Here is a 25,930-nt window from a genome sequence, read left to right as displayed (position 1 = left end):
TGCGGTGCGGCGGCAGCGCCGTGCCGTAGGCCGTGCGCGCGGCGGCACGCAACAGCACAGCGCCAGCCAGGTCGCGGCGAACGGAACAGTCCTTGCAGGAGGCTGGGTCGAACCCCTGCCCGGCTCGTCCCACCGCCATGTCCGAAAACGAAGAAGGCACCGAAAAGACCGAACAACCTACCGAAAAACGGCTGCGCCAAGCGCGCGAGCAGGGCAACATCCCGCGCTCGCGCGAACTGGCCACGGCGGCGGTGTTCAGCGCCGGCATCTTCGCGTTGATGGGTATGTCCGGCTCGCTGACGGCCGGCGCGGTGAACTGGATGAAGGGCGCGCTGCGCCCGGACCCGAGCCTGTACGGGCACCCCGACGCCCTGTTCGGCCACTTCGGCGAGCTGCTGCTGGGGCTGCTGTGGGTAGCACTGCCGCTGGTCGGCATCTGCCTGGCGGCCGGCTTCGTCGCGCCGATCCTGATGGGCAGCCTGCGCTTCTCCGGCAGCGCGTTGGTGCCCAAGCTCGAGCGGCTCAACCCGATGGCCGGGCTGACCCGGCTGTACGGCATGGAGAGCCTGGCCGAACTGTTCAAGTCGATCCTGCGCATGGGCTTCGTCGGCGGCGCCGCCGCCCTGTGCATCTCCAACAACGTCGACGGCCTGCGCAACCTGATGCGGCAGCCGCTGGAACAGGCCATCGGCGACGGCCTGGGCTTCACCCTGCGCCTGCTGCTGTACACCGCCGGCGCGCTGGCGCTGCTGGCCGCGATCGACGCGCCGTACCAGAAGTGGAACCACATCCGCAAACTGATGATGACCCGCGACGAAGTGCGCCGGGAAATGAAGGAGAGCGAGGGCAGCCCGGAGGTCAAGGGCCGCATCCGGCAGATGCAGATGCAGCTGTCGCAGCGGCGGATGATGGAGGCGGTGCCCAGCGCCGACGTGGTGGTGGTCAACCCCACCCACTACGCGGTGGCGCTCAAGTACGAGGGCGGGCGCATGCGCGCGCCGACCGTGGTGGCCAAGGGCGTGGACGAACTGGCCTTCCGCATCCGCGAGATCGGCGAGCAGCACCGCGTCGCAGTGGTGTCTGCGCCACCTTTGGCACGCGCCTTGTATCGGGAAGGGGAACTCGGCAAGGAAATTCCCGTGAGACTGTATTCGGCGGTGGCGCAGATCCTCTCCTACGTGTACCAGCTGCGCGCCTGGCGCACTGGCCCGATGCCGCCGCTGCCGCCGCTGGAGGTCGATGAATTCGCCCCCGGGAGCAAGCCATGAGCCAGCCGGCCGCGCAGATGAACACGCGCAAGATGATGGACATGATCAAGCACGGCCTGGGCGCGCCGGTGATCGTGATGGCGATGCTGGCGATGGTGGTGGTGCCGCTGGCCGCGCCGGTGCTGGACGCCCTGTTCACCTTCAACATCGCGATCTCGCTGATGGTGCTGCTGGCCGTGGTCTACGTGAAGCGGCCGCTGGAGTTCAGCATCTTCCCGATCGTGCTGCTGATGACCACGATGCTGCGCCTGGCGCTGAACGTGGCCTCCACCCGCGTGATCCTAATCAACGGCCAGGACGGCCACGGCGCCGCCGGCAAGGTCATCGAGGCCTTCGGCGAGTTCGTGATCGGCGGCAACTACGCGGTCGGCATCGTGGTGTTCGCGATCCTGACCATCATCAACTTCGTGGTCATCACCAAGGGCGCCGGGCGCGTGTCGGAAGTGACCGCGCGCTTCATCCTCGACGCCATGCCCGGCAAGCAGATGGCGATCGACGCCGACCTCAACGCCGGCCTGCTGACCCGCGAGGAAGCCAAGGCCCGGCGCGAGGAGGTCCGCGAGGAAGCGGACTTCTACGGCTCGATGGACGGCGCCAGCAAGTTCATCCGCGGCGACGCCATCGCCGGCATCCTGATCCTGTTCATCAACCTCATCGGCGGCATGGCGGTCGGCGTCCTGCAGCACGGCATGCCGGTCGCCCAGGCCGCGTCCACCTATACGCTGCTGTCGATCGGCGACGGCCTGGTCGCGCAGCTGCCGGCGCTGCTGGTGTCCTCGGCGGTGGCGATGCTGGTCACCCGCGCCTCGCGCTCGCAGGACATGGGCGCCTCGATGATGGGCCAGGTGTTCGGCCAGCACAAAGCGCTGGCGGTGGCCGCGGCGATCATGGGCCTGGTCGGCCTGGTCCCGGGCATGCCCAACGTCGCTTTCTTGACGCTGGCGCTGATCCTGGGCCTGCTGGCCTGGAAGATGTGGAAGCGCAGCCTGCTGCCGGAAGAGGCCACGCCCGATCCGGTGCAGCAGGCGGCCAGCGCCGGCGCGCAGGCCAATGCCGAACTGGGCTGGGACGAACTGCGCCCGATCGATCCGCTGGGCCTGGAGGTCGGCTACCGGCTGATCCCGCTGGTGGACAAGGCCCAGGGCGGCGAATTGATGGCGCGGATCAAGGGCGTGCGGCGCAAGCTGACCCAGGACATCGGCTTCCTGATACCGCCGGTGCACATCCGCGACAACCTGGAATTGCCGGCCAACGCCTACCGCCTGCTGGTGCACGGGGTGCCGGTGGCCACCGCCGACATCCATCCGGACCGCGAACTGGCGCTGGACCCGGGCGGCGCGCTGGGCAAGATCGACGGCATCGCCGGCAAGGACCCCGCCTTCGGCCTGGACGCGATCTGGATCCAGCCGCACCAGCGCGCCCAGGCCGAGACCATGGGCTACACCGTGGTCGACCCGGCCACGGTGATCGCCACCCACCTGTCGCACCTGATCCGCGAACACGCCCCGGAACTGCTCGGCCACGAGGAAGTGCAGCAATTGCTGGCCACCCTGGCCAAGAGCGCGCCGAAGCTGGTCGAGGACCTCACTCCCAAGGCGCTGCCGCTGTCGGTGGTGGTGCGCGTGCTGCAGAACCTGCTGATCGAGAAGATCCCGGTGCGGCAGCTGCGCAAGATCGTCGAGGCGCTGGTCGAACAGGCCCCGCAGAGTCAGGAACCCGGCGTGCTCACCGCCGCGGTGCGCAACGCGCTGGGCCGGTTCATCGTCCAGGAAATCGCCGGCATGTCCGCCGAACTGCCGGTGTTCACCCTGGCCCCGCAATTGGAACGTGTCTTGCAAGACTCTACCCAAGGCAACGGTGCCGCGCTGGAACCCGGCCTGGCCGAGCGACTGCACCAGAGCCTGGCCGAATGCGTCAGCAAGCAGGAAGCGCGCAACGAACCGGCCGTGGTGCTGGTCCCGGCGCAAGTCCGCGCCGCGCTGGCCAGGCTGGTCCGCCACAGCGTCCCCTCGCTGTCGGTGCTGTCCTACAGCGAGGTACCGGAAGACAAGCGGCTGAAGTTGGTGGGAACGATTAGTTGATGGATTGCCGGGACCGGGGACCGGGGACCAGGGACCCGGAAAAGCGAAGAGCGACACAGCGGTACCGACGCAACGATTGGATGGTTAGGCACTCATGAACTTGGCAGCACATAGGCAATCGCTGGGCACCGGGACATCGGCTCTTGCCGGGTCCCTGGTCCCCGGTCCCCGGTCCCGGAGAACTCACGCATGAAAATCAAACGCTTCGTAGCCCCCGACATGCGCACCGCGTTCCGCATGGTGCGCGACGAGCACGGTCCGGATGCGGTGATCCTGTCCAACCGTCGCACCGACGAGGGCATCGAGATCGTCGCCGCCAGCAACTACGACGAGGCGCTGGTGCAGCAGGCGCTGGACGCGGTGCGGCCGGACGAGACGGCGCGGCTGCCGGTGTCGGCGGCCAACCCGGCGCCGCGTGCGGCCAAGGCCGGCGCCGCAGGCAACTCTGCGATGGCGATGATGGCCGCGATCAGCGACCGCCGCGCGCCGGCCGCCAGCCCGGCGACGGCGGCGCAGGCCGCCCCGGCGCGGCCGCTGACCCAGCCGGCCGCGATCGCCGCCTCGGCGATGCCGGCCGGCGCGGCGACCCCGCCGAGCCGGCCGGCCGCCGCACCGCGTGCCCCGGCCCCGGCCCCGGCCCAGGCGCCGGCCGAATTCCGCATTCCCGAGGACGTGTTCCGCAACGCGCCGATCAGCGTGCCGATGCCGAGCCCGTTCGCCGCCCCGGCCGCCGCTGCCGAAGCGGCCGCCAGTGCCGCGGCGGTGCCGAGCTGGCTCGAAAACATCGCCGCGGTGTCGCTGACCCCGGCGGCGCCGGTCGCAGCGGGCGCCGCGTCGGCAGCGGCCACCACGGCGCCGGCAGCGGTCGCGGCCAGCGCCGGGATCCCGGCGCCGGCCACGCTGACGCCGGTGCCGAGCTTCCCGGCCGTGCAGAACGACGAACAATTGACTCAGCTGCGCGACGAACTGGCGCTGATGCGGCAGATGATCGAGCGCGAGATGAACCGGCTCACCGACGAACGCCTGCGCGGCTCGCCGGTACGCGCCCAGGCGCTGGAGCTGATGGACGACTACGGCTTCGACAGCGGCCTGACCCGCGACGTGGTCATGCAGATCCCCGCCGACCTGGAGCTGCACCGCGGCCGCGGGCTGATGCTGGGGCTGCTGTCCAAGCGCCTGCCGATCGCCCCGCTGGACCCGATCGAGGAAGGCGGCGTGATCGCCCTGATCGGCCCCACCGGCGCCGGCAAGACCACCACCATCGCCAAGCTGGCCTCGCGCTTCCTGGAACGCCACGCCGCCCGCGACGTGGCCCTGGTCACCACCGACACCATCCGCGTCGGCGGCCGCGAACAGCTGCACAGCTACGGCCGCCAGCTCGGCATCGCCGTGCACGAGGCCGACAGCGACGCCGCCCTGCAGCAGCTGCTGGAGCGCCTGCGCGACTACAAGCTGGTGCTGATCGACACCGCCGGCATGGGCCAGCGCGACCGCGCGCTGGTCGCGCAGCTGCACTGGCTGCGCGCCTCGCGAGTGGTCCGGTCCTTGCTAGTACTCCCTGCCAACGCGCATTTCTCCGACCTGGACGAGGTGGTGCGCCGGTTCGCCGGCGCCGATCCGCAGGGGGTGATCTTGACCAAGCTGGATGAAACCGGGCGTTTTGGCAGTGCTCTGTCGGTGGTCGCGGACCACCGGCTTCCCATCACCTGGGTGACCGATGGTCAGCGCGTGCCGGACGACCTGCACCGCGCCAACGCCGCCAGCCTGGTATTGCGCCTTGAAGATTTGCGGCGCGCTGCCGATAAGCCCTGTACTCCGGAGCAGAACCATGCCGTCGCGTGATTACGCCAATCTGACCAATGCCTTCCCCCTGTCGGCCACCCGCAGCGAACCGCTCGGCCCGGTGCGTACCATCGCCGTGACCGGCGGCAAGGGCGGCGTCGGCAAGACCAACATCTCGGTCAACCTGTCGATGGCGCTGGCCGACATGGGCAAGCGCACCCTGCTGCTGGACGCCGACCTGGGCCTGGCCAACGTCGACGTGGTGCTCGGGCTGACCCCCAAGTTCACCCTTGGCGACCTGGTGGCCGGCCGCTGCACGCTGGAAGAGGTGATCATCGACATGCCCAACGGCCTGATGGTGGTGCCCGCCGCCTCCGGCCGCCGGCACATGGCCGAGTTGCCGCCGGCCCAGCACGTCGGCCTGGTCAACGTGTTCTCCGAGCTGCAGCGCGAGCTGGACGTGATGGTCATCGACACCGCCGCCGGCATCACCGACAGCGTACTGACCTTCTGCCAGGCCGCACAGGACGCGGTGGTCGTGGTCTGCGACGAACCGGCCTCGATCACCGACGCTTACGCGCTGATCAAGGTGCTGTCGCGCGAACGCGGCGTGGACCGGGTGCAGATCGTCGCCAACATGGTCCGCGACCTCAACGAAGGCCGCCTGCTGTACGACAAGCTGAGCCGGGTCTGCGAGAAGTTCCTCGGCGACGTGTCGCTGAACTACCTGGGCTGCGTGCCGCAGGACGACTGGCTGCGCCTGGCGGTGCAGCGCCAGCAGCCGGTGGTCAAGGCCTACCCGTCCAGCCCGTCGGCGCAGGCGATCGCCGAGATCGCCCGGCGCACCGCGCGCTGGCAGGCGCCGACCGCGCCGCGCGGCAACGTCGAGTTCTTCGTCGAACGGATCATCCAGCGGGGGGTCGCCGCATGAACGTCGCCGCCCAATACCGCGCCGTGCAGCGCAACAGCTCCAACGACTACATCGCCCAGCACTCGGACCTGGTGCGGCGCATCGCCCACCACCTGGCCGCGCGGCTGCCGGCCAGCGTCGAGATCGACGACCTGATCCAGGCCGGCATGATCGGCCTGATCGAGGCCTCGCGCAGCTACGACGCCGACCAGGGCGCCTCGTTCGAGACCTACGCCTCGATCCGCATCCGCGGCTCGATGATCGACGAGATCCGCCGCGGCGACTGGGTGCCGCGCTCGGTGCACCGCCGCGCCCGCGACGCCGCCTCGGCGATCCGCAAGATCGAGCAGAGCACCGGCCGCGCCGCCGCCGCCAACGAAGTGGCCGCGGCGATGGACATGCCGCTTCCCGAATACCTGCGCTTGATGGAAGATGCCGCGCGCGGCCAGGTGCTGAGCCTGGAATCGCGGGTCGAGGACCACGGCGAGCTGGACACCATCGCCAAGGGCGGGCCCAATCCGCAGCAGATGCTGGAACGCAGCGAATTCGGCCGCGAGCTGGGCAAGGCGATCGCGCAGTTGCCCGAACGCGAGCAGCTGGTGCTGTCGCTGTACTACGAACAGGAATTGAACCTGAAGGAAATCGGCGCGGTGCTCGGTGTCAGCGAGTCGCGCGTCTGCCAGATCCACGGCCAGGCCACGGTACGGTTGCGCGGGCGCTTGAAAGCGTTCGAAGCGGCCGACGCCGGCCTGGAAGACGAAGAATAAGACCCAAGGAGTTAGCGGTGAACAAGAACATGCGGATTTTGATCGTGGACGATTTCTCGACGATGCGGCGCATCGTCAAGAACCTGCTCGGCGATCTCGGCTTCACCAACACTGCAGAGGCCGAAGACGGCAACAGTGCATTGGCTGCACTGCGCTCGGCACCGTTCGAGTTCGTGGTCACCGACTGGAACATGCCCGGCATGACCGGCATCGACCTGCTGCGCAACATCCGCGCCGACGACAAGCTCAAGCACCTGCCGGTGCTGATGGTGACCGCCGAGGCCAAGCGCGAGCAGATCATCGAGGCGGCGCAGTGCGGCGTGAACGGCTACATCATCAAGCCGTTCACCGCGCAGACCCTGCAGGAAAAGCTGGGCAAGATCTTCGAGCGCCTGGGAGCGACCGCCTAATGGAAGCCACCGCCGAACGCAGCGCCCTGATCGAACGCCTGCAAGGTGCGCTGGACGCACTGGAAAAAGGCGACGAAGCCGGATGGCGCAAGGAAATCGACACGCTCGCCGCCTGGCGCACGCGGCCGATGATGCAGGGCCTGAGCAGGCTGGCGCGCGACCTGGGCCAGGCGCTCGGCGAACTGCCGACCGTGCCCACCGAGGCCGGCGAGCTGGACGATGCCTGCTCGCGCCTGGACCACGTGGTGGCGATGACCGAAGAGGCCAGCCACCGCACCCTGGACCTGGCCGAGGAATGCCGCGCACTGGCCGACCAGCTGCGCGCCGGCGGGCTGACCGGCGACCAGGGCGAGATCCTCGACAAGATCCGCCACAACCTCACCGAGATGGCCCTGGCGCAGAGCTTCCAGGACCTGACCGGGCAGATCATCCGCCGCGTCGCGACCATCGTGCGCCGCGTCCACGAAGGCTTCGGCGCGCTCGGCCTGCCGCCGAAGGAAGACAAGAAACCCGACGGCAGCCTGGCCGGCCCCGCACTGGCCGGACTGGACCGTCACGGCGTGTCGCAGAACGACGCCGACGACCTGCTGTCCGGACTGGGATTGTAATTTTATGAGCGCCGTACCCGACGACATCGCTGCCGACTTCATCATCGAAGCCCAGGAAATCCTGGACCGGCTCGGCGAGCAGCTGGTGTCGCTGGAGCAGGCGCCCGAGGACAGCGACCAGCTCAACGCGGTGTTCCGCGGCTTCCACACGCTCAAGGGCGGCGCCGGCTTCCTGGCGATCAACGCCATGGTCGAGCTGTGCCACGCCGCCGAGGACACCCTGGGCCAGGCCCGCGCCGGCCAGGCCACGTTGCAGGCGCGGCACTTCGACGCCGCGCAGCAGTCGCTGGACTACCTGCAATCGATGCTCGACGCGTTCGGCAGCGGCAACGAACCGCCGCGCGCGCCGCAGCAGCTGATCGCGCAGTTCGCGACCAGCGGCGAAGAGACCGCCGCACCCAGCGCCAAGGCCGCTGCGGTCGCCGCGCCGGCAGCGGCCGCGGGCGGCAACAGCGAGATGATCGACGACGACGAATTCGAAGCGTTGCTCGACCAGTTGCACGGCGGTGCCGCACCGGCCGCGCTGCCGGTACCGGCCGCCGCGCCGCGGCCGGCACCCAGCGCCAAGCCCGCCGGCGCGCCGGCCAAGGCCGCCGAACCCGAACACACCGTGCGCGTGGACACCAAGCGCCTGGACGCGATCGTCAACCTGATCGGCGAACTGGTGCTGTCGCGCAACCGGCTCAAGACCCTGCGCGTGCGCCTGCGCGACGAGGAACTGGACCGCGCGGTCAGCAGCCTGGACATCGCCACCGCGCGCCTGCAGTCGGCGGTGATGCGCACCCGCATGCAGCCGGTCGGCAAGGTGTTCTCGCGCTTCCCGAAGGTGGCGCGCGACGTCGCCCGCTCCCTCAACAAGGAAGTGGACCTGGAACTGATCGGCGCGGAGACCGAACTGGACCGCAACCTGGTCGAGGCGCTGGCCGATCCGCTGGTGCACCTGGTGCGCAACGCGATCGACCACGGCATCGAGACCCCGGCGCTGCGCGAGGCCACCGGCAAGCCGCGCGGCGGCCACGTGCGCCTGTCGGCGCAGCAGGAAGGCGACTACGTCAGCATCGAGGTACAGGACGACGGTGCCGGCATCGACCCCGAACGCCTGCGCCAGAAAGCGCGCGAGAAGGGCCTGATCGATCCGGAAGCCGCCGCGCGGCTGACCACCGAGGAATGCCTGCACCTGGTGTTCCTGCCCGGCTTCTCGACCAAGTCCGAAGTCACCGACATCTCCGGCCGCGGCGTCGGCATGGACGTGGTGCAGTCGCGCATCCGCGAACTCAGCGGGCAGATCCAGATCCAGTCCGAACTGGGCCGCGGCAGCCGCTTCCTGATCCGCGTGCCGCTGACCCTGGCGATCCTGCCGACCCTGCTGGTGCAGGCCGGCGACACCGTCTATGCGCTGCCGCTGGCGCGCGTGGTGGAAGTGCTGCACGCGCCGAGCCGCTCGCTGGGCTGGTTCGACGGCCGCGCCGTGCTCGACCGGCAATCGCACACCCTGCCGCTGGTCGACCTGCGCCAATGGCTGAACATCGAGGCACCGCAACTGCCGCTGCTCACCGTGGTGGTGCTGCAGGCCGGCGAATCGCGCATGGGCCTGGTCGTGGACCAGGTCCGCGGCCGCGAGGAAGTGGTGATCAAACCGCTGCCGCGCGCCCTGCGCGGCCTGCCCGGCTACGCCGGCGCGACCCTGATCGGCGACGGCCGGCTGGCGCTGATCCTGGATGTGGACGGGTTGAAGAGCTGAGGGGCCGGGATTGGGGAATCGGGATTGGGGATTGGAAACCTGTCCCGATGCGGATCGCTGACTGGCGATGCGATGCCCAAAGTGTCATCGACCTGCCGGTAAGTTCAACGGCGGTTGCCGATCGCGCTTCTCTGTAGGAGCGGCTTCAGCCGCGACGCCTTACCGGTAACGCGTCGCGGCTGAAGCCGCTCCTACAGGTGCCGCGCGCTCACCGAGACGCGGCTCGACAGCCGACGGCTGGCCGCCTCCAATCCCCAATCCCGACTCCCCAATCCCGGCTCCACCATCAAGTCCCTCCCCCATCTGCCGATAGATCCTGCATGGACAAACTCAGTCTCATCGGTCTGCTGTTGGCGATCGCCTCGCTGGTCGGCGGCAGCATCCTCAAGGGCGCCGGCATTTCGGCGCTGTGGTCGCCGGCCGCGTTCGTGATCGTGATCGTCGGCACCGTCGCCGCGATCCTGGTGCACACGCCGCCGGCGGTGTTCCGCCGCGCGTTCCAGATCGCCAAGTGGATCCTGCATCCGCCGGCCAGCGATCGGCAGCAGCTGCTGCAGCAGATCGTGGAGTGGAGCAACATCGCCCGCCGCCAGGGCCTGCTCGGGCTGGAGAACCAGGTCCAGCACCAGCAAGACCCGTTCGTGCGCAAGGGCCTGCAGATGCTGGTGGACGGCGTGGAACCGGAATCGATCCGGCACATGCTGGAGATCGACCTCGACGGCCAGGAGCACTGCGACCTGGCCGCGGCCAAGGTGTTCGAAGGCATGGGCATCTACGCGCCGACGCTGGGCATCATCGGCGCGGTGCTGGGCCTGATCGCGGTGATGAAGAACCTGGCCGACCCGAGCAAGCTCGGCCACGGCATCGCCGCCGCGTTCACCGCCACCATCTACGGCATCGCCTCGGCCAACCTGCTGTTCCTGCCGATGGCCAGCAAGCTCAAGAGCGTGATCAAGCACAGCAGCGGCGAGCGCGAAATGATCATCGAAGGGCTCATCGCCATCGCCCAGGGCGAGAACCCGCGCAACATCGAATCGAAGCTGGCCGGCTTCTTGCATTGACCCGACCACTATGGCCCGCAAGCGTCAGCACGAAGATCACGTCAACCATGAGGCATGGGCCATCCCCTATGCCGATCTGATGACGTTGCTGCTCGCCTTCTTCGTGGTGATGTACGCGCTGTCCACGGTCAACGAGGCCAAGTACCGGGTCATGGCCGACGCGATGAGCACCGCCTTCGGCGGCGCGCCGCGGACGATGAGCCCGGTGCAGGTCGGCGAGCGCCTGATGCAGGGCCAGGGCGGCGCGCGTCCGACCCCGATCAAGTCCAGCCCGGCGCTGTCCCTGCCCGACCCGAACCGGCTGCCGTCGGCCTCGCCGCTGCGCCCGGCCGATGCGCTGCGCAACGAAGAACAACTGCGGCGCGCGCAGCGCCAGCTCGACGGCATCGCCGCCCGGCTCGGCGCCGCCCTGGCGCCGCTGATCGACAAGAAGCTGATCAGCGTGCGTCATGCCGGGTTGTGGATCGAAGTGGAGATCAACAGCGACATCCTGTTCGGCTCCGGCTCCGCGTCGCTGGACCACAGCGCCCGCGCCACCCTGACGCAACTGGCGCAGGTGCTGGTGCCGGTGCCCAACGGCGTGCGCGTGGAGGGCTATACCGACAACAGCCCGATCGCCACCCTGCAGTTCCCGTCCAACTGGGAGCTGTCGGCGGCGCGCGCGGCCAGCGTGGTGCATCTGTTCGCCGACCAGGGCCTGCAGCCGTCGCGGCTGTCGATGATCGGCTACGGCGAGTTCCGCCCGCTCGCCGACAACGACAGCCAGGCCGGCCGCAACGCCAACCGCCGCGTGGTGCTGGTGATCCTGGCCGATGCCGGCGGCGCCGAGGCCGACAGCCTCGACGCCGGCCGCGGCACCGCGCCCGTCGCCGCGGCGGCCGGTACTCCGTCGCCGCAAGACCGATTCAGCAGTGCCGGCACCGCGCCGGCGTCCCCGATCCAACCCGCCGCGGCGGCTGCCGGCGCTGCCGGCGGGCCCCGCGCCGTACCTGCCGCAATTGAAGGAGTGAACTGATGCGCATCTGGGCGATTGCCAACCAGAAGGGTGGCGTGGGCAAGACCACGACCACGCTGGCGCTGGGCCGCGGCCTGGCCATGCTCGGCCACCGGGTGCTGATGCTGGATCTCGATCCGCACGCCTCGCTGACCCGCGCCTTCGACGTGCCGCAGGACCCGCCGCCGAGCGGCGTGCTCGACCTGTTCGCGACCCCGCCGGGCGACCTGGCGTCGCTCGCCCACAACAGCCCCATCGACCGCCTCAGCTACGTCTGCGGACAGACCGCGCTGGCCACGCTGGAGCGGCGCAGCGCTAACCAGCCCGGGCTCGGCCTGGCGCTGCAACAGGCCATGGCCCGCCACGTCGGCCAGCACGACTACATCCTGCTCGACTGCCCGCCGACCCTGGGCCTGCTGATGATCAACGCGCTGGCCGCGGCCGACCGGGTGATCATCCCGACCCAGGCCGAACCGCTCGCGCTGCATGGCCTGGCCAGCATGGTCCGCACCGTGGACATGGTCGAGCGCTCGCGCCGGCGTCCCCTGCCCGCCTCGATCCTGCCGACCCTGTTCGACAAGCGCACCCGCGCCGGCAACGACAGCCTGCGGCACATGCAGGACAGCTACGGCGAGCGGGTCTGGGAAGACGCGATCCCGGTCGACACCAAGATCTGCAACGTCAAGGCCTTGACGGTCGCCGGCGTGCCCGGCGACTACCCCGGCCGCGGCCTGGCCGCCTACCGCCGCGCGCTGGAATGGCTGATCGCCAGCGACGCCACGCCGATGGAGCAGGCCGCATGAACACGCCCGGCGTGATCGACGACTATCTGGAAGGCCTGCTGCACGACGTGATCGCCGAAGAGCAGAACGCCGAACGGCTGGCAGCGCTGGCCGCGGCCAGCGCCGCGCCGACGCCGGCGCCGGCGCCGCAAGCGGAACCGGTCGCCGAGGCGCCCGCAGCGGCTGGCCCTACACCTGAAGAAATCGCCGCCGCGGTGCTGGCCGAAGCCGATTCCGATCCGGCCCTGGCCGGCATCATGTCGCAGCAGGCGCCGAAGCCCACGCCGGCCGGCCCCACCCCGGAAGAAATCGCCGCCGCGGTGCTGGCCGAAGCCGATTCCGATCCGGCCCTGGCCGGGATCATGTCGCAGCAGGCACCGAAACCTGCGCCGGCCGGCCCCACCCCGGAAGAAATCGCCGCCGCGGTGCTGGCCGAAGCCGATTCCGACCCGGCCCTGGCCGGGATCATGTCGCAGCAGGCGCCGAAGCCCGCGCCGGCCGGCCCTACCCCGGAAGAAATCGCCGCCGCGGTCCTGGCCGAAGCCGACTCCGATCCGGCCCTGGCCGGCATCATGTCGCAGCAGGCACCGAAACCTGCGCCGGCCGGTCCCACCCCGGAAGAAATCGCTGCCGCGGTGCTGGCCGAAGCCGATTCCGATCCGGCCCTGGCCGGCATCATGTCGCAGCAGGCGCCGAAGCCCGCGCCAGCCGGCCCCACCCCGGAAGAAATCGCTGCCGCGGTGCTGGCCGAAGCCGATTCCGATCCGGCCCTGGCCGGCATCATGTCGCAGCAGGCGCAGCCCGACGCCGAGCGCCAGGCCGACCTGGAAGTGGTCGCGGCGATGGAGATGGAACGCGCCGTCACCACGCCGCGCAACCTGGCCGCCGAGGACGATGCCGCCGAAGCGCGTGCGATCAAGCGCGCGCCGATGGCAGTGCCGCCGGAGCGTCGCGCCGAGGCCGAGCGCGCACTGGCCGGCGGAGCCTCGCGCTTGCCGCCGAACCTGGAGGCGTTCATGGCCCCGAGCGCGGCCCACGAAGCCTCCCCGCATCAGCGCCGCGCGCCGGACCGCAGCACCCGCTGGCTGCGCCTGCGCTGCGGCGAACAGGCCTACGCGCTGGAACTGCTAAAGGTGCAGGAAGTGGTGCTGCCGGTGCCGCTGTTGGCACTGCGCGGCACCCCGACCGCGATGCTGGGGATCATGAACCTGCGTGGCCAGGTGGTGCCGGTGATCGACCTGGGCATCCATCTGGGCGCCGCGCCGATCGAGATGGACATGCTCACCCGGGTGGTGGTGCTGGAAGAGAACGGCGAGACCCTGGGCCTGCGCGTGTCCGCGGTCGAGGACGTGGCCAGCCTCACCGACCAGCAGATCGAGCCGCCGGACAACGCCCGCATCTGCCGCATCTCCAACCATCTGTTCCGCGGCGTGGCGCGGCTGGGGGCGCAGCCGATGATCCTGCTCGACGCCGAGCAGCTGCTGCACTGACCCGCCCGACGCGTCGCCGCCCGCAAGGCTCCGCGCGCGCGCCTCGGTGCGCGCGCGGGCACCAGGAACCCAGCAAACGCAGCGCGTGCGGCGACGCCGCCACGGCGGCGTCCAGGCTTGCCGCGGACCGCCACGGCGCCGCCGCATGCCCCGCGCGCCGCGGCCCGGCCGCGCGGCGACTGCCAACCCCGCAGCATTTTCCCGATGCGCCGCTAAAGCTTCCCGCGCATTGGCCGTTATCTGCCCTAGAACCATTCGTGCGGAGCAATGATGAGCACAGTCACCCTTGGCGAAGATCTCGGCATCGAGACCAGCGCCGACCTGAAACAACGGCTGACCCCGTTCCTGGCGTCGGACGACGAGCTGCGGCTGGACGCCGGCGAGGTCCGCCGCATCCACACCGCCTCCGTACAGGTGCTGTGCGCATTCGTCGATGCACGTCGCCAGGACGGCAAACGCACCGTGTTCGACGCCTGCAACGACACGTTCCGCGATGCGGCACGCCTACTGGGGGTCAGCGAATCGCTGGGCCTTCCTGCAACCCCTGACAACCTGAAATCTGTGGAGAACGCCGCATGAGCGCACGTATCTTGGTGGTGGACGATTCGGCGTCGATGCGCCAGATGGTCGCCTTTGCCCTTACCTCGGCCGGTTTCGCGGTGGAGGAAGCCGAAGACGGCCAGGTCGCCCTCGGCCGCGCGCAGGGCCAGCGCTTCAACGCGGTGGTGACCGACGTCAACATGCCGAACATGGACGGCATCTCGCTGATCCGCGCGCTGCGCCAGCTGCCGGACTACAAGTTCACGCCGATGCTGATGCTGACCACCGAGTCGGCGGCGGACAAGAAGTCCGAAGGCAAGGCGGCCGGCGCCACCGGCTGGCTGGTCAAGCCGTTCAACCCGGAACAGCTGATCGCCACCGTCCAGAAAGTCCTGGGCTGATTCCTTTCCACCCCTTTTTTCCGGATTCCCCGCCCATGAGCATGGACCTGCAACGTTTCCACGCCACTTTCTTCGAGGAAAGCCGCGAAGGGCTGGACGCGATGGAAGCCGGATTGCTGTCGCTGGAAGAAGGCAACCGCGATCCCGAAGTGATCAACTCGGTGTTCCGCGCCGCGCACTCGATCAAGGGCGGCGCCGCCACCTTCGGCTTCGAGGCGATGGCCGGGCTGACCCACGTGCTGGAGACGCTGCTCGACGAGCTGCGCTCGGGCAAGCGCGAAGTGGAAGCGCACGCGATCGATGCGATCCTGGGCTCGGTGGACGTGCTGCGCGCGCTGCTGCGCGAAGCCGAGCACGGCACCCTGGCCGATCCGGTCGCGGTCAAGGCCGTGCACGACCGCCTGCAGCAGGCCCTGAACGGCACCGCCGCCGCCGCGCCCGCGGCGACCCCGGCCGCCAACCAGCCGGCCGAGCCGGAAGCCTGGCAGATCGGCTTCACCCCGGCGCCGTCGCTGTTCATGAGCGGCAACGACCCGCTGCGCATCATCCGCGAACTCGAACACCTCGGCCCGCTGCAGATCGCCTGCCGTAGCGGGCGCCTGCCCGGCTTCAACGACCTCGACCCGCTCGAGGCCTACCTGGCGTGGGACCTGGGCCTGGTCGCCAAGGTGCCGCGCAGCGCGATCGAGGACACCTTCGCCTGGGTGATCGACGATTGCGAACTGGACATCCGCGCGGTGCCGCCGCCGAGCCTGGCCAGCGCGCCGGCACCGGTGCTGGCGCAGGCTCCGGCCAGCGCCACCGCCGCACCGGCCGCCGCCGTGGCCGCCAATGCGCCGGCCGGCAATGCCGCCGCCGCGCACGAAGCGGAAAGCTCGATCCGGGTCAGCGTCGACAAGGTCGATGCGCTGATCAACCTGGTCGGCGAACTGGTCATCACCCAGGCCATGCTCAAGCAGGTCTCCGGCGATCTCGACCCGGCCCACGCCGAGCGCCTGTTCGCCGGCCTGGACCTGCTCGAACGCAATACCCGCGACCTGCAGGAAGCGGTGATCGGCGTGCGCATGCTGCCGGTGGACGCGGTGTTCCGCCGCTTCCCGCGCCTGGTCCGCGACCTGTCCAGCCGCCTCGGCAAGCAGGTGCGGCTGCGCACCATCGGCGAAGGCACCGAGCTGGACAAGGGCCTGATCGAGAAGATCGCCGATCCGCTGGTGCACCTGGTGCGCAATTCGATCGACCACGGCCTGGAAATGCCCGAAGCGCGCCGCGCCGCCGGCAAGGACGAGACCGGCACCATCACCCTGGCCGCCTCGCACCAGGGCGGGCACATCGTCATCGAAGTCAGCGACGACGGCGCCGGCCTGAACCGCGAGCGGATCCTGGCCAAGGCCGCCGAGCGCGGCCTGAGCGTGCCGGACAACCCGACCGACGCGCAGGTGTGGGACCTGATCTTCGCCCCGGGCTTCTCCACCGCCGACGCGGTCACCGACCTGTCCGGCCGTGGCGTGGGCATGGACGTGGTCCGCCGCAACATCCAGGGCCTGGGCGGCGAAGTGCAGCTGGAAAGCAATTCCGGCCGCGGTACCCGCGTGCTGATCCGGCTGCCGCTGACCCTGGCGATCCTGGACGGGATGACCGTGTCGGTCGCCGGCGAGACCCTGATCCTGCCGCTGGCCTACGTGCTCGAGGCGCTGCAGCCGCAGCCCGACGACATCCGCACCATGGCCGGCGAAGGCCGGGTGCTGCGTGTCCGCGGCGAATACCTGCCGATCCTCTCGCTCAGCGATTCCTACGGCTACGGCCGCACCGAGCAGGCCGAGCCGCTGGTGGTGGTGGTGGAAGCCGACGGCCAGAAGATCGCGCTGGAAGTGGACGAACTGGTCGGCCAGCAGCAAGTGGTGGTCAAGAACATCGAGAACAACTACCGGCGCATCGGCGGCATCTCCGGCGCCACCATCCTCGGCGACGGCCGCGTCGCGCTGATCGTGGACATCGGCGGACTGGTGCGCTCGCTGCGGGTACCGCAGGCCGCCTGATCGTTTGCCGCCACCGCGCCGCGCACCGCGCGGTCAGCAAGAAAACCGAGCCCCGGCAGCGATGCCGGGGCTTTCGTTTTTTGGATGCCGTGCCTTAGCCCCTCTCCCAGCGGGAGAGGGGTTGGGGTGAGGGTACGGCGCGAAAGCGTCTCGCTGAAGTGGATGCGCGAGGCTGCGCCCGCCAAAGGGCTGCGACACAACCCGACGACGCATCGCAACCGGATGCCGGTCCGCAGGTGGATCCCAAAACAGGGCTGAACGATTAAAGATCCCGGCAGCGCCGCCGCTACGAAGTAGACAAATAGTGGCGAAAGTCACAATTTCAAATAAATACTATTGCGAAATGAATCGAATCGAACATTCAACGGAGCCAACCAAATGAACGCCTTTCTACAGCGCTACAGCGTTGGCAATCGACTTTCCGCCGCATTCGGCATCCTGATCCTGATTTCCGGCATGTTGGTCGCCGCCGGGTTGTTCGGGATGTCCGGCGCGCGCGAGCAGCTGGACGGCATCGTCAATTCCAACATCCAGAAGATCAACCTGTCCAACAGCATGCTGGACGCCAATTCCGCCATCCTGGGCGCGCTGGGAACCTATGCGATGCAGGTCGGCGAAACCGAAGCCGACAAGGCCCTGGCGCTGATCCAGAGCGAACGCGCGCGCTACGACCAGGAGCGCGCCAAGCTCTACGCGATGCCGACCAACGAGGCAGGCAAGCGCACGCGCGCGCAGATCGAACAATTGCTGGAGACGGCAAGGCCGCTCAACAACGCGGTGATCGATGCGGTCAAGGCGGGCGACTACGCCCAGGCGCAGAAGATCTTCCACGAAAAATCGCGGCCCGCCACGCTCGCCTGGCAGGCCAAGATCCGCAGCAACGTCGTCCTGCAGAACGCGCTGAGCCAGGAAGCCTATGCGACCGCGATCGCGCATACCGACCGCGGCCGCAGAATGCTGATCGGCGGCGGCATCGCCGCGGTCCTGGCCAGCAGCCTGCTGGCCTGGCTGATCACCCGCAGCTTGACCCAGCCGCTGAACCGCGCCACCCGCGCCGCCGAGGCGATCGCAGAGGGCCGCCTGGACAACAACGTGCATACCGACGCGCGCGACGAGCCAGGCCGCCTGCTCAACGCGATGGACCGGATGCAGACGCAGTTGCAACGCTTCTCCCGCGAGACCGCGCAGATGATCGAGCTGCACGCCGACAAGGACATGACCCATCGCATGCCGCAGGACTTCCCCGGCGTGTACGGCGAACTGAGCCAGGGCATCAACACGATGATGTTCGAGCACCTGGATGCGATCGTCGATGCGATCGCGGTGCTCAACGAGTACGCCAACGGCGACCTGTGCCGCGACGCGCGGCGCCTGCCCGGCAGCCGTGCGGTGCTGCACGAATCCATGGACGCGGCCAAGGCCAGCCTGCTGGCGATCAACACCGAGATCAAGCGCCTGGCCGCTGCGGCCGCGGCCGGCGACTTCAGCGCCCGCGGCGATGCGGCGCACTTCCAGCACGATTTCCGGCTGATGGTGCAAGGCCTCAACGCGATGATGGAAGTCAGCGACCAGAACCTGGGCAAACTGTCGGCGCTGCTGCAAGCCATCGCCGCCGGCGACCTGACCGCACGCATGCGCGGCGAGTTCCAGGGCGTGTTCGCGACCATGCGCGACGACGCCAACGCCACCGCCGATCAGCTGACCGGCATCGTCGGCCGCATCCAGACCGCCGCAGTCAGCATCAATGCGGCCGCCACCGAGATCGCCACCGGCAACGACGACCTGTCGCGCCGCACCGAGCAGCAGGCCGCCAGCCTGGAGGAAACCGCCGCGTCGATGGAGGAGTTGACCTCCACGGTCAAGCAGAACGCCGAGCATGCGCGCCAGGCCAACCAGTTGGCGGTCGGCGCCGCAGCGGTCGCCTCGCAGGGCGGCGACGTGGTCAGCCAGGTGGTGACCACGATGAGCGGCATCGAGACGTCCTCGAAGAAGATCGCCGACATCATCTCGGTGATCGACGGCATCGCCTTCCAGACCAACATCCTGGCGCTCAACGCCGCGGTGGAAGCGGCCCGCGCCGGCGAACAGGGCCGCGGCTTCGCGGTCGTCGCCAGCGAAGTGCGCACCCTCGCCCAGCGCTCGGCCGGCGCGGCCAAGGAAATCAAGGGCCTGATCGACGAGTCGGTGACGCGCGTTGCCGAAGGGGCGACCTTGGTCCAGCAGGCGGGCCAGACCATGACCGAGATCGTGTCTTCGGTGCAGCGCGTGACCGACATCATGAGCGAGATCTCGGCCGCTTCGCAGGAGCAGTACGCCGGCATCGAGCAGGTCAACCAGACCGTGACCCAGATGGACGAGGCCACCCAGCAGAACGCCGCGCTGGTCGAGGAAGCCACTGCCGCCGCGCGCTCGATGGAGGACCAGGCCGGGCAGCTCACCGAGGCGGTGGCGGTCTTCAAGATCGAGCCGAGCAACGCCGCGGCGACACGCCGGGCCGCGTAGTGCGCCGGCACAGCCGGCGCGGCCAGAATCTGCGGGGACGGCAAAGATCCAGGTCAAGCCGCGCATAACGCTCCGACATGACAGCAAAGGGCCGCGACTTCCGCGGCCCTTTGCTGTGGCGACGCGAAAGCCGGCTGCCTACATTGCCAATGTCGGTTCACCGCCCGCGACAACTGTGGAATACAGGCGACAGGTCGAGGGCGACGGGCGTCCCAGGCGTGACCTTCTCCAACGTATCTACCCGCCGGGTTCGCACATCTCCATTGGCCACGCCTATCTATTGGCGTCTGAAAATAGATTGAACTTAACGATATACCGGCCGTTACAGAGGACATGGATGCCGCGCCCTGCGGCAACCGCCTTTCCATAGCCCATTCCTCTCAGCTCCGGGATCACGATGAAGACCAAGAATCTGCCGCTGTCTACGCAACTCGCCCTGGGCTTCGGCGCCGTCGTGCTGGTGCTGCTCATCGTCGGGGCATTCAGCCTGCGCAGCCAGTTCCAGCTCAACGACGCGGTCGCCATCAACGAACACACCTTCAAGGTGCTCGCCACCGGCGAACTGATGCAGGCCAATGCGCTGAACGTACAGACCAGCACCCGCGGCTATCTGCTGTCCAGCAACAAGGACTATCTGCAGCCGTTCGCTCTCGGCCAGGCCGGCTTCGAAAAGAACTTCGCCGAAGCCAAGCGCCTGACCGCCGACAACCCGCGGCAGCAGGCGCGCCTGGCGCAGTTGCAGACCGTGTATCAGGAGTTTCTGCAGATCGAGCAGCGGATCATCGCCCTGCGCGAACGTCCCGATAGCCAGGAACAGGTACTGTCCGGGTTCGCCGAAGGCCGCGACCGCAAGACGATGGGGGAGATCCGTTCACTGCTGGGCGCGTTCGCCGATGAGGAAAACGGCTTGCTGGTCAAGCGCAGCCAGCAGCTGGAGGCAGTGCGCGCGCAAGGCAAGTGGTCGGTGCTGCTCGGCAGCCTGATCGCGATCCTGGTCGCCGTGGGCATGGGCCTGCTGATCCGCCGCCAGTTGCTCAAGCGCCTGGGCCTGGCGATCGATGTCGCCGATGCCATCGCCGCCGGCAAGCTGGACAACCGCATCGATGCCCAGTCGCGCGACGAGACCGGGCGCCTGCTGGCCAGCATGAGCACCATGCAGACCCAGTTGCGCGACGTCCTGGCGGCGCAGACGGAAATGGCGCAGCGCCACGACGCCGGCCAGATCAGCTACCGCATGGACGAAACCGCGTTTCCCGGCGACTACGGGCGCATGGTCCGCGACAGCAACGCGCTGGTCGCGGCGCATATCGCGGTGAAGATGCGTCTGGTGCAGATCATGGGCCGTTACGCGATCGGCGACCTCAGCGAGGACATGGACCGGCTGCCCGGCGAGAAGGCCGTGCTGGCGCAGACCATGGACACGGTCAAGCAGAACCTGACTGCGATGAACGGCCAGATCAACCAACTCGCCTCCGCCGCGGCGTCCGGCGACTTCAGCGTGCGCGGCGACGCGCAGCGCTTCCAGTACGACTTCCGCGCCATGGTCGACAGCCTCAACCGGTTGATGGGTACCGCCGACGGCAATCTCGAATCGCTGTCCACGGTGCTGAAGGCGATCGCCGCCGGCGACCTGACCGCGCGCATGCACGGCGAGTTCAACGGCGTGTTCGCCCGGATGCGCGACGATGCCAATGCCACCGCCGAACAGTTGGGCGACATCGTCGGCCGGATCCAGACCGCGGCGGTCAGCATCAACGGCGCGGCCAGCGAGATCGCCGCCGGCAACGACGACCTGTCGCGGCGTACCGAGCAGCAGGCGGCCAGCCTGGAAGAGACCGCCGCCTCGATGGAAGAGCTGACCTCCACCGTCAAGCAGAATGCCGAACACGCGCGCCAGGCCGATCAACTCGCGGTCGGCGCGGCCGCCGTCGCCTCGCAAGGCGGCGCGGTGGTCGGCCAGGTGGTGACCACGATGAGCGGCATCCAGGCATCCTCCAGGAAGATCGCCGACATCATCTCGGTGATCGACGGCATCGCCTTCCAGACCAACATCCTGGCCTTGAACGCGGCGGTGGAAGCGGCGCGTGCGGGCGAACAGGGCCGCGGCTTCGCCGTGGTCGCCTCGGAAGTGCGTACCCTCGCCCAGCGCTCCGCCGGCGCGGCCAAGGAAATCAAGGGCCTGATCGATGAGTCGGTCACCCGCGTCGCCGAAGGCACGGTACTGGTCGATCAGGCCGGCCGCACCATGCAGGAAATCGTGGCCTCGGTGCAGCGCGTGACCGACATCATGGGCGAGATCTCCGCCGCCTCCCAGGAACAGTACGCCGGCATCGAGCAGGTCAACCAGACAGTGAACCAGATGGACGAGAGCACCCAGCAGAACGCCGCGCTGGTCGAGGAAGCCAGCGCGGCCGCGCACGCGATGGAAGAACAGGCCGGGCAGCTGCTCGGGGCCGTGGCGGTGTTCAAGATCGAGGCGACCGACACCGCGGCGCCGGTCCGCCCTGCCCTGCGTGGCGTGCCGGCTTCGCCTGCGCACGTGCGTGTGGCGCAGGCATCGCGGGTGGCGGCCGCAGCCGGCAGCGCAACGCAATGGCGGGAATTCTGAACCCGGGCGTCCGCTCCGCATAGCGTCATTCCGATTGGCCGCACCCCTGCGGCCGATTCAATTTGCGCGACACGCTGCCGATAAGAACCCAGACGCAGACGCCACAGACGCTGCGTTGCGCCAGCGATCGACGCCGCCAATCGCCGGCGTGCGAATCAGTCTGCGGGCGCTCTCCACTTCCGCCAGCCGATGAACGCCATGAGCCCGACTCCAGCCTCCCGCTCCACCAGTGTCGCGACCCGCCTGATGCTCGGCGTGGCGGCGATCGCCGTATTCTGCTTCGGCGTCACCGCCGCGATCATCTACGTGCGCAGCAGCGATACGCTACTGGCCTCGGCCAAGACCGGCATGACCGAAACCGCGCACCTGGAAGCGCAGCGCATTTCCAGCGATGTCGGCGCGGCCTTCGTTTCCAACCAGGTCTTCGCCAACAGCCTGCTGGCGCAGCGCCACCAGGACAAGATGCGCGAGACGTTCAGCGACGTCGTGCTGCGCGAACTGCGCCAGCACCCGGACTGGACCGGCCTGGGCACGCTGTGGGAACCGCAGGCATTCGACGGCAAGGACACCGCCTACAGCAACGCCGAAGGCCACGACGCCAGCGGCCGCTACATGGTGTACTGGGCCTGGCAGGGCGACAAGCAGGTGCGCGAGCCGCTGCGCGACTACGATGTCCCCGGCGTGGGCGACTGGTACCTGAAGGCGCGCCAGCAGCACCGCCCGACCGTGGTCGAACCCTACGTGTACGAGATCGGCGGCACCAAGGTGCTGATGACCACGTTGACCACGCCGATCATGGAGGACGGCAAGTTCCTCGGCATCATCAATACCGATTTCGGCCTGGACAAGCTGCAGCAGCGCCTGGCCAAGCTGCGCCCGCTCGGCGAAGGCCACGTGCGCCTGCTGTCGCCGGGCGGCGCGGTCATCGCCGATCGCGATGCGGCGCTGGTCGGCAAGAAACTGGAAGACCCGGGCACGCGCGCGTTGCTGGCCGACATCGCCAAGGGCCAGAACGTGACCCGCGAAGTCGCCGATGCGCAGACCGGCGTCACCGATGTCGAGGTCTATGTGCCGTTGCAGATCGGCCAGGCGCAGGAGCGCTTCGCGTTGGGCGTGGTGGTCCCGCGCGCGGTGCTGATGGCGCAGGCGCGCTCGCTGCTGTGGACCATCATCGCGGTCGGCCTGTGCGCGGCGCTGCTGCTCAGCGGCGGCCTCTACCTCCTGTTGCGGCGGCTGGTGGTCAAGCCGCTGGCCGATGCCGTCGAGGTCTCCGGCGCGGTCGCTGCCGGGCGCCTGGACAGCCGCATCCAGTACCCGCGCAACGACGAGCTGGGCCGGCTGTTCGGCGCGCTGCAGCGCATGCAGCAACAGCTGCGCGCGGTGCTCGATGCGCAAAAGGAAATGGCGCAGCGCCACGACGCCGGCCAGACCAGCTACCGCATGGACGAGGCCGCGTTCCCCGGCGACTACGGGCGCATGGTCCACGACAGCAACGCGCTCGCTGCCTCGCACATCGCGGTCACCCTGCGCCTGGCGCAGATCATGGGCCGCTATGCGATCGGCGACTTCAGCGAGGACATGGACCGCCTGCCCGGCGAGAAGGCGGTTCTGACCGAGACCATGGATACGGTCAAGCAGAACCTCAGCGACATGAACCGCGAGATCAACCGGCTCGCTTCCGCCGCGGCCGCCGGCGACTTCAGCGTGCGCGGCGACGCGCAGCGCTTCCAGTACGACTTCCGCGCCATGGTCGACAGCCTCAACCAGCTGATGGCCACCGCCGACGGCAACCTCGACGCCCTGTCCAAGCTGCTGCAATCCATCGCCGCCGGCGACCTCACCGCACGCATGCACGGCGAGTTCAACGGCGTGTTCGCCAGGATGCGCGACGATGCCAACGCCACCGCCGAACAACTGGCCGGCATCGTCGGCCGGATCCAGACCGCGGCGGTCAGCATCAACGGCGCGGCCAGCGAGATTGCCGCCGGCAACGACGACCTGTCGCGGCGCACCGAACAGCAGGCGGCCAGCCTGGAGGAAACCGCCGCGTCGATGGAGGAACTGACCTCCACCGTCAAGCAGAACGCCGAGCACGCGCGCCAGGCCAACCAGTTGGCGGTCGGCGCCGCGGCGGTCGCCTCGCAGGGTGGCGACGTGGTCAGCCAGGTGGTGACCACGATGAGCGGCATCGAAACCTCGTCGAAGAAGATCGCCGACATCATCAGCGTCATCGACGGCATCGCCTTCCAGACCAACATCCTGGCACTCAACGCCGCGGTGGAAGCCGCCCGTGCTGGTGAGCAGGGCCGAGGCTTCGCCGTGGTCGCCTCGGAAGTGCGCACCCTAGCCCAGCGCTCGGCCGGCGCGGCCAAGGAGATCAAGGGCCTGATCGACGAGTCGGTCACCCGGGTCAGCGAAGGCTCGGTGCTGGTCGGCCAAGCCGGCCAGACCATGCAGGAGATCGTGGCCTCGGTGCAACGCGTCACCGACATCATGGGCGAGATCTCGGCCGCTTCGCAGGAGCAGTACGCGGGCATCGAGCAGGTCAACCAGACCGTCACCCAGATGGACGAGGCCACCCAGCAGAACGCAGCCCTGGTCGAGGAAGCCACCGCCGCCGCGCGCTCGATGGAAGAACAGGCCGGGCAGCTCACCGCGACCGTGGCCTTGTTCAAGCTCGACAGCACGACCGCCTCCACCGTGGCAGCCGTGGCCCGGCCCGGCATCGCGGGCGCCACGCCGAACGCAAAAGCGCCTGCTGCGAAAACCAGGAGCACGCCGGCCAAGCGCAGCCAGGCGCCGATACGCGCGGTACCGAGCACGCCGGCAAGCGCCAACGAGGCGCAATGGCACGAGTTCTGAGCGGCTGGTCCGGCGCGTTCCCGCATCGCGCCGGGAACGCGCCGTCCACGACATGCGCAGCACCGTCGCCGCCCGCACAGCATGTTGCGGCGCGACAACGACGCGATGCCGAGCGCCGCTCGATTGGCCTTTCGATGTCCGCGCCAAGCCACTGGTCGGACACGTTTAAAGAAAACCCGGACCGGGCCGTTAGCTTGAAGACATTCTGCTAGCTGCGTCACGAAGCGCCACAGCCGGCCGGCACGCACCATGCGGCCAGTCGGCGGACAGGGCAGCCAAGCACCTGCGTTTCAGGATTGACCGTTCATGGGGATCGCAATGAAGCCTATCGTTCTCGCCAGCTGCCTGACCTTGTTCGGCATCGCCAGCCTCGCTCACGCCGAAGAGGATCCGATCGCCACCGATCGCCCGGACTTCGTCGAATCCAGCCTCACCGTCGGCGACCGCCGGCTGCAGGTGGAGACCAGCGTCGCCTGGGAGCGCGATGGCGATGTCGATGGCTACTCCACGCCCACCCTGTTCCGCTATGGCCTCGGCCCGACCTGGGAACTGCGCCTGGAAACCGATGGCTGGCAGCAGTTCGATGCGCCAGGCGAGGCCGACGTCTCCGGCTTCGCCGATGTCTCGCTCGGGATCAAGCACCACCTGGCCAGTTCCGACGACGGCAGCGCCTCGCTGGCCTGGCTGCTGCACGTGGACCTGCCCAGCGGCGCACGCGCCCTGCGCGGCCATGGCGCGCGGCCGTCGTTCCGGCTGGTCGCCGAATGGGACCTCAGCGAGACGCTCTCGGCCGGGGTGATGCCCGGCGTGATCTGGGACGACGACGGCGACGGTCATCGCTACGCCGCCGGCATCTTCGGCGTCGTGGTCGGCAAGGCATGGACCGAACACAGCCGCTCGTTCGTCGAACTGGCGTTGCCGCAGATCGCCAACAGCGACGACGGCGGCACCATCGCCCTGCTCGACGTCGGCTCGGCCTGGTTGCTGAGCAACGACGTGCAGCTGGACGCGGTCTACAGCTACGGCCTCAACGACCGTTCGCCGGATCACGCGCTCGGCGTGGGCCTGTCCCTCCGCTTCTGAACCA

Annotated in this window: 19 protein-coding genes; all 19 read left to right on the top strand. The window is 68.9% G+C overall.

Features of this window, described 5'->3' with window-relative positions:
- The first annotated feature begins 137 nt into the window (after nt 1-137).
- The 19 genes from flhB to J2Y70_RS08170 all read left to right on the top strand — a co-directional run bounded on the left by flhB (nt 138) and on the right by J2Y70_RS08170 (nt 25,926).
- On the top strand, nt 138-1,268 hold the full coding sequence (gene flhB, locus J2Y70_RS08260; RefSeq protein ID WP_263398240.1) for a flagellar biosynthesis protein FlhB: 1,131 nt from the start codon (nt 138-140) through the stop codon (nt 1,266-1,268).
- Nucleotides 1,269-1,285: 17 nt separating this feature from the next.
- Nucleotides 1,286-3,349: a flagellar biosynthesis protein FlhA gene (gene flhA, locus J2Y70_RS08255; protein ID WP_309916262.1), complete on the top strand. Its 2,064-nt coding sequence runs from the start codon at nt 1,286-1,288 to the stop codon at nt 3,347-3,349.
- A gap of 189 nt (nt 3,350-3,538) precedes the next feature.
- The gene (gene flhF / locus J2Y70_RS08250) at nt 3,539-5,191 is read left to right on the top strand and encodes a flagellar biosynthesis protein FlhF (protein WP_309915727.1); all 1,653 of its coding nucleotides are present in this window, start codon (nt 3,539-3,541) and stop codon (nt 5,189-5,191) included.
- Nucleotides 5,178-6,062 (top strand): P-loop NTPase, encoded by an 885-nt coding sequence (locus J2Y70_RS08245; RefSeq protein ID WP_263398238.1) that lies wholly within the window; start codon nt 5,178-5,180, stop codon nt 6,060-6,062. Before flhF ends, J2Y70_RS08245 begins: the two co-directional genes overlap by 14 nt.
- The gene (locus J2Y70_RS08240) at nt 6,059-6,808 is read left to right on the top strand and encodes an RNA polymerase sigma factor FliA (protein ID WP_263398237.1); all 750 of its coding nucleotides are present in this window, start codon (nt 6,059-6,061) and stop codon (nt 6,806-6,808) included. The genes J2Y70_RS08245 and J2Y70_RS08240 overlap by 4 nt, the downstream gene beginning before the upstream one ends.
- Before the next feature lie 17 nt (nt 6,809-6,825).
- Entirely contained in the window at nt 6,826-7,218 is a 393-nt protein-coding gene (cheY, locus tag J2Y70_RS08235) for a chemotaxis response regulator CheY (protein ID WP_010341542.1), read from the top strand.
- Complete coding sequence (locus J2Y70_RS08230) at nt 7,218-7,826, top strand: protein phosphatase CheZ (protein WP_309915720.1); 609 nt, start codon at nt 7,218-7,220, stop codon at nt 7,824-7,826. The genes cheY and J2Y70_RS08230 overlap by 1 nt, the downstream gene beginning before the upstream one ends.
- A 4-nt stretch (nt 7,827-7,830) precedes the next feature.
- Complete coding sequence (locus tag J2Y70_RS08225; protein ID WP_263398235.1) at nt 7,831-9,567, top strand: chemotaxis protein CheA; 1,737 nt, start codon at nt 7,831-7,833, stop codon at nt 9,565-9,567.
- A gap of 320 nt (nt 9,568-9,887) precedes the next feature.
- Nucleotides 9,888-10,628: a flagellar motor protein gene (locus J2Y70_RS08220; protein WP_309915715.1), complete on the top strand. Its 741-nt coding sequence runs from the start codon at nt 9,888-9,890 to the stop codon at nt 10,626-10,628.
- A gap of 10 nt (nt 10,629-10,638) precedes the next feature.
- Nucleotides 10,639-11,643, top strand: a complete 1,005-nt coding sequence (motD, locus tag J2Y70_RS08215) for a flagellar motor protein MotD (protein ID WP_309915713.1) — start codon at nt 10,639-10,641, stop codon at nt 11,641-11,643.
- Entirely contained in the window at nt 11,643-12,425 is a 783-nt protein-coding gene (locus J2Y70_RS08210; protein ID WP_263398232.1) for a ParA family protein, read from the top strand. The genes motD and J2Y70_RS08210 overlap by 1 nt, the downstream gene beginning before the upstream one ends.
- Nucleotides 12,426-12,661: 236 nt before the next feature.
- Nucleotides 12,662-13,894, top strand: coding sequence for a chemotaxis protein CheW (locus J2Y70_RS08205; RefSeq protein WP_309916259.1), 1,233 nt, complete (start codon nt 12,662-12,664; stop codon nt 13,892-13,894).
- Between the two features lie 270 nt (nt 13,895-14,164).
- On the top strand, nt 14,165-14,473 hold the full coding sequence (locus J2Y70_RS08200) for an STAS domain-containing protein (RefSeq protein WP_309915709.1): 309 nt from the start codon (nt 14,165-14,167) through the stop codon (nt 14,471-14,473).
- Nucleotides 14,470-14,835, top strand: a complete 366-nt coding sequence (locus tag J2Y70_RS08195) for a response regulator (RefSeq protein WP_263109418.1) — start codon at nt 14,470-14,472, stop codon at nt 14,833-14,835. The genes J2Y70_RS08200 and J2Y70_RS08195 overlap by 4 nt, the downstream gene beginning before the upstream one ends.
- A gap of 35 nt (nt 14,836-14,870) precedes the next feature.
- Nucleotides 14,871-16,871, top strand: coding sequence for a chemotaxis protein CheA (locus tag J2Y70_RS08190; RefSeq protein ID WP_263398229.1), 2,001 nt, complete (start codon nt 14,871-14,873; stop codon nt 16,869-16,871).
- A gap of 378 nt (nt 16,872-17,249) precedes the next feature.
- Nucleotides 17,250-19,373 carry a methyl-accepting chemotaxis protein gene (locus J2Y70_RS08185; RefSeq protein WP_309915702.1) on the top strand — a complete coding sequence of 708 codons (2,124 nt, stop codon included), beginning with the start codon at nt 17,250-17,252 and terminating at the stop codon, nt 19,371-19,373.
- A 397-nt stretch (nt 19,374-19,770) separates the two neighbouring features.
- Nucleotides 19,771-21,981, top strand: a complete 2,211-nt coding sequence (locus J2Y70_RS08180) for a methyl-accepting chemotaxis protein (RefSeq protein WP_309915699.1) — start codon at nt 19,771-19,773, stop codon at nt 21,979-21,981.
- A 198-nt stretch (nt 21,982-22,179) separates the two neighbouring features.
- Nucleotides 22,180-24,843 (top strand): methyl-accepting chemotaxis protein, encoded by a 2,664-nt coding sequence (locus J2Y70_RS08175; RefSeq protein ID WP_309915696.1) that lies wholly within the window; start codon nt 22,180-22,182, stop codon nt 24,841-24,843.
- Nucleotides 24,844-25,161: 318 nt separating this feature from the next.
- Entirely contained in the window at nt 25,162-25,926 is a 765-nt protein-coding gene (locus J2Y70_RS08170) for a transporter (protein ID WP_309915693.1), read from the top strand.
- Nucleotides 25,927-25,930 lie beyond the last annotated feature (4 nt).

The sequence above is a fragment of the Xanthomonas sp. 1678 genome, from assembly GCF_031455575.1.
Taxonomy (GTDB): domain Bacteria; phylum Pseudomonadota; class Gammaproteobacteria; order Xanthomonadales; family Xanthomonadaceae; genus Xanthomonas_A.
The sequence above is the reverse complement of the archived record's forward strand: the minus strand, read 5'-3'. Positions and strand labels throughout refer to the sequence as shown.

Excerpts from the sequence above, each read along its gene's own strand:
- flhB (WP_263398240.1), top strand. The coding sequence starts at position 138 with ATGTCCGAAAACGAAGAAGGCACCGAAAAGACCGAACAACCTACCGAA.
- flhA (WP_309916262.1), top strand. The coding sequence starts at position 1,286 with ATGAACACGCGCAAGATGATGGACATGATCAAGCACGGCCTGGGCGCG.
- flhF (WP_309915727.1), top strand. The coding sequence starts at position 3,539 with ATGAAAATCAAACGCTTCGTAGCCCCCGACATGCGCACCGCGTTCCGC.
- J2Y70_RS08245 (WP_263398238.1), top strand. The coding sequence starts at position 5,178 with ATGCCGTCGCGTGATTACGCCAATCTGACCAATGCCTTCCCCCTGTCG.
- J2Y70_RS08240 (WP_263398237.1), top strand. The coding sequence starts at position 6,059 with ATGAACGTCGCCGCCCAATACCGCGCCGTGCAGCGCAACAGCTCCAAC.
- J2Y70_RS08230 (WP_309915720.1), top strand. The coding sequence starts at position 7,218 with ATGGAAGCCACCGCCGAACGCAGCGCCCTGATCGAACGCCTGCAAGGT.
- J2Y70_RS08225 (WP_263398235.1), top strand. The coding sequence starts at position 7,831 with ATGAGCGCCGTACCCGACGACATCGCTGCCGACTTCATCATCGAAGCC.
- J2Y70_RS08220 (WP_309915715.1), top strand. The coding sequence starts at position 9,888 with ATGGACAAACTCAGTCTCATCGGTCTGCTGTTGGCGATCGCCTCGCTG.
- motD (WP_309915713.1), top strand. The coding sequence starts at position 10,639 with ATGGCCCGCAAGCGTCAGCACGAAGATCACGTCAACCATGAGGCATGG.
- J2Y70_RS08210 (WP_263398232.1), top strand. The coding sequence starts at position 11,643 with ATGCGCATCTGGGCGATTGCCAACCAGAAGGGTGGCGTGGGCAAGACC.
- J2Y70_RS08205 (WP_309916259.1), top strand. The coding sequence starts at position 12,662 with ATGTCGCAGCAGGCGCCGAAGCCCACGCCGGCCGGCCCCACCCCGGAA.
- J2Y70_RS08200 (WP_309915709.1), top strand. The coding sequence starts at position 14,165 with ATGAGCACAGTCACCCTTGGCGAAGATCTCGGCATCGAGACCAGCGCC.
- J2Y70_RS08195 (WP_263109418.1), top strand. The coding sequence starts at position 14,470 with ATGAGCGCACGTATCTTGGTGGTGGACGATTCGGCGTCGATGCGCCAG.
- J2Y70_RS08190 (WP_263398229.1), top strand. The coding sequence starts at position 14,871 with ATGAGCATGGACCTGCAACGTTTCCACGCCACTTTCTTCGAGGAAAGC.
- J2Y70_RS08185 (WP_309915702.1), top strand. The coding sequence starts at position 17,250 with ATGAACGCCTTTCTACAGCGCTACAGCGTTGGCAATCGACTTTCCGCC.
- J2Y70_RS08180 (WP_309915699.1), top strand. The coding sequence starts at position 19,771 with ATGAAGACCAAGAATCTGCCGCTGTCTACGCAACTCGCCCTGGGCTTC.
- J2Y70_RS08175 (WP_309915696.1), top strand. The coding sequence starts at position 22,180 with ATGAGCCCGACTCCAGCCTCCCGCTCCACCAGTGTCGCGACCCGCCTG.
- J2Y70_RS08170 (WP_309915693.1), top strand. The coding sequence starts at position 25,162 with ATGAAGCCTATCGTTCTCGCCAGCTGCCTGACCTTGTTCGGCATCGCC.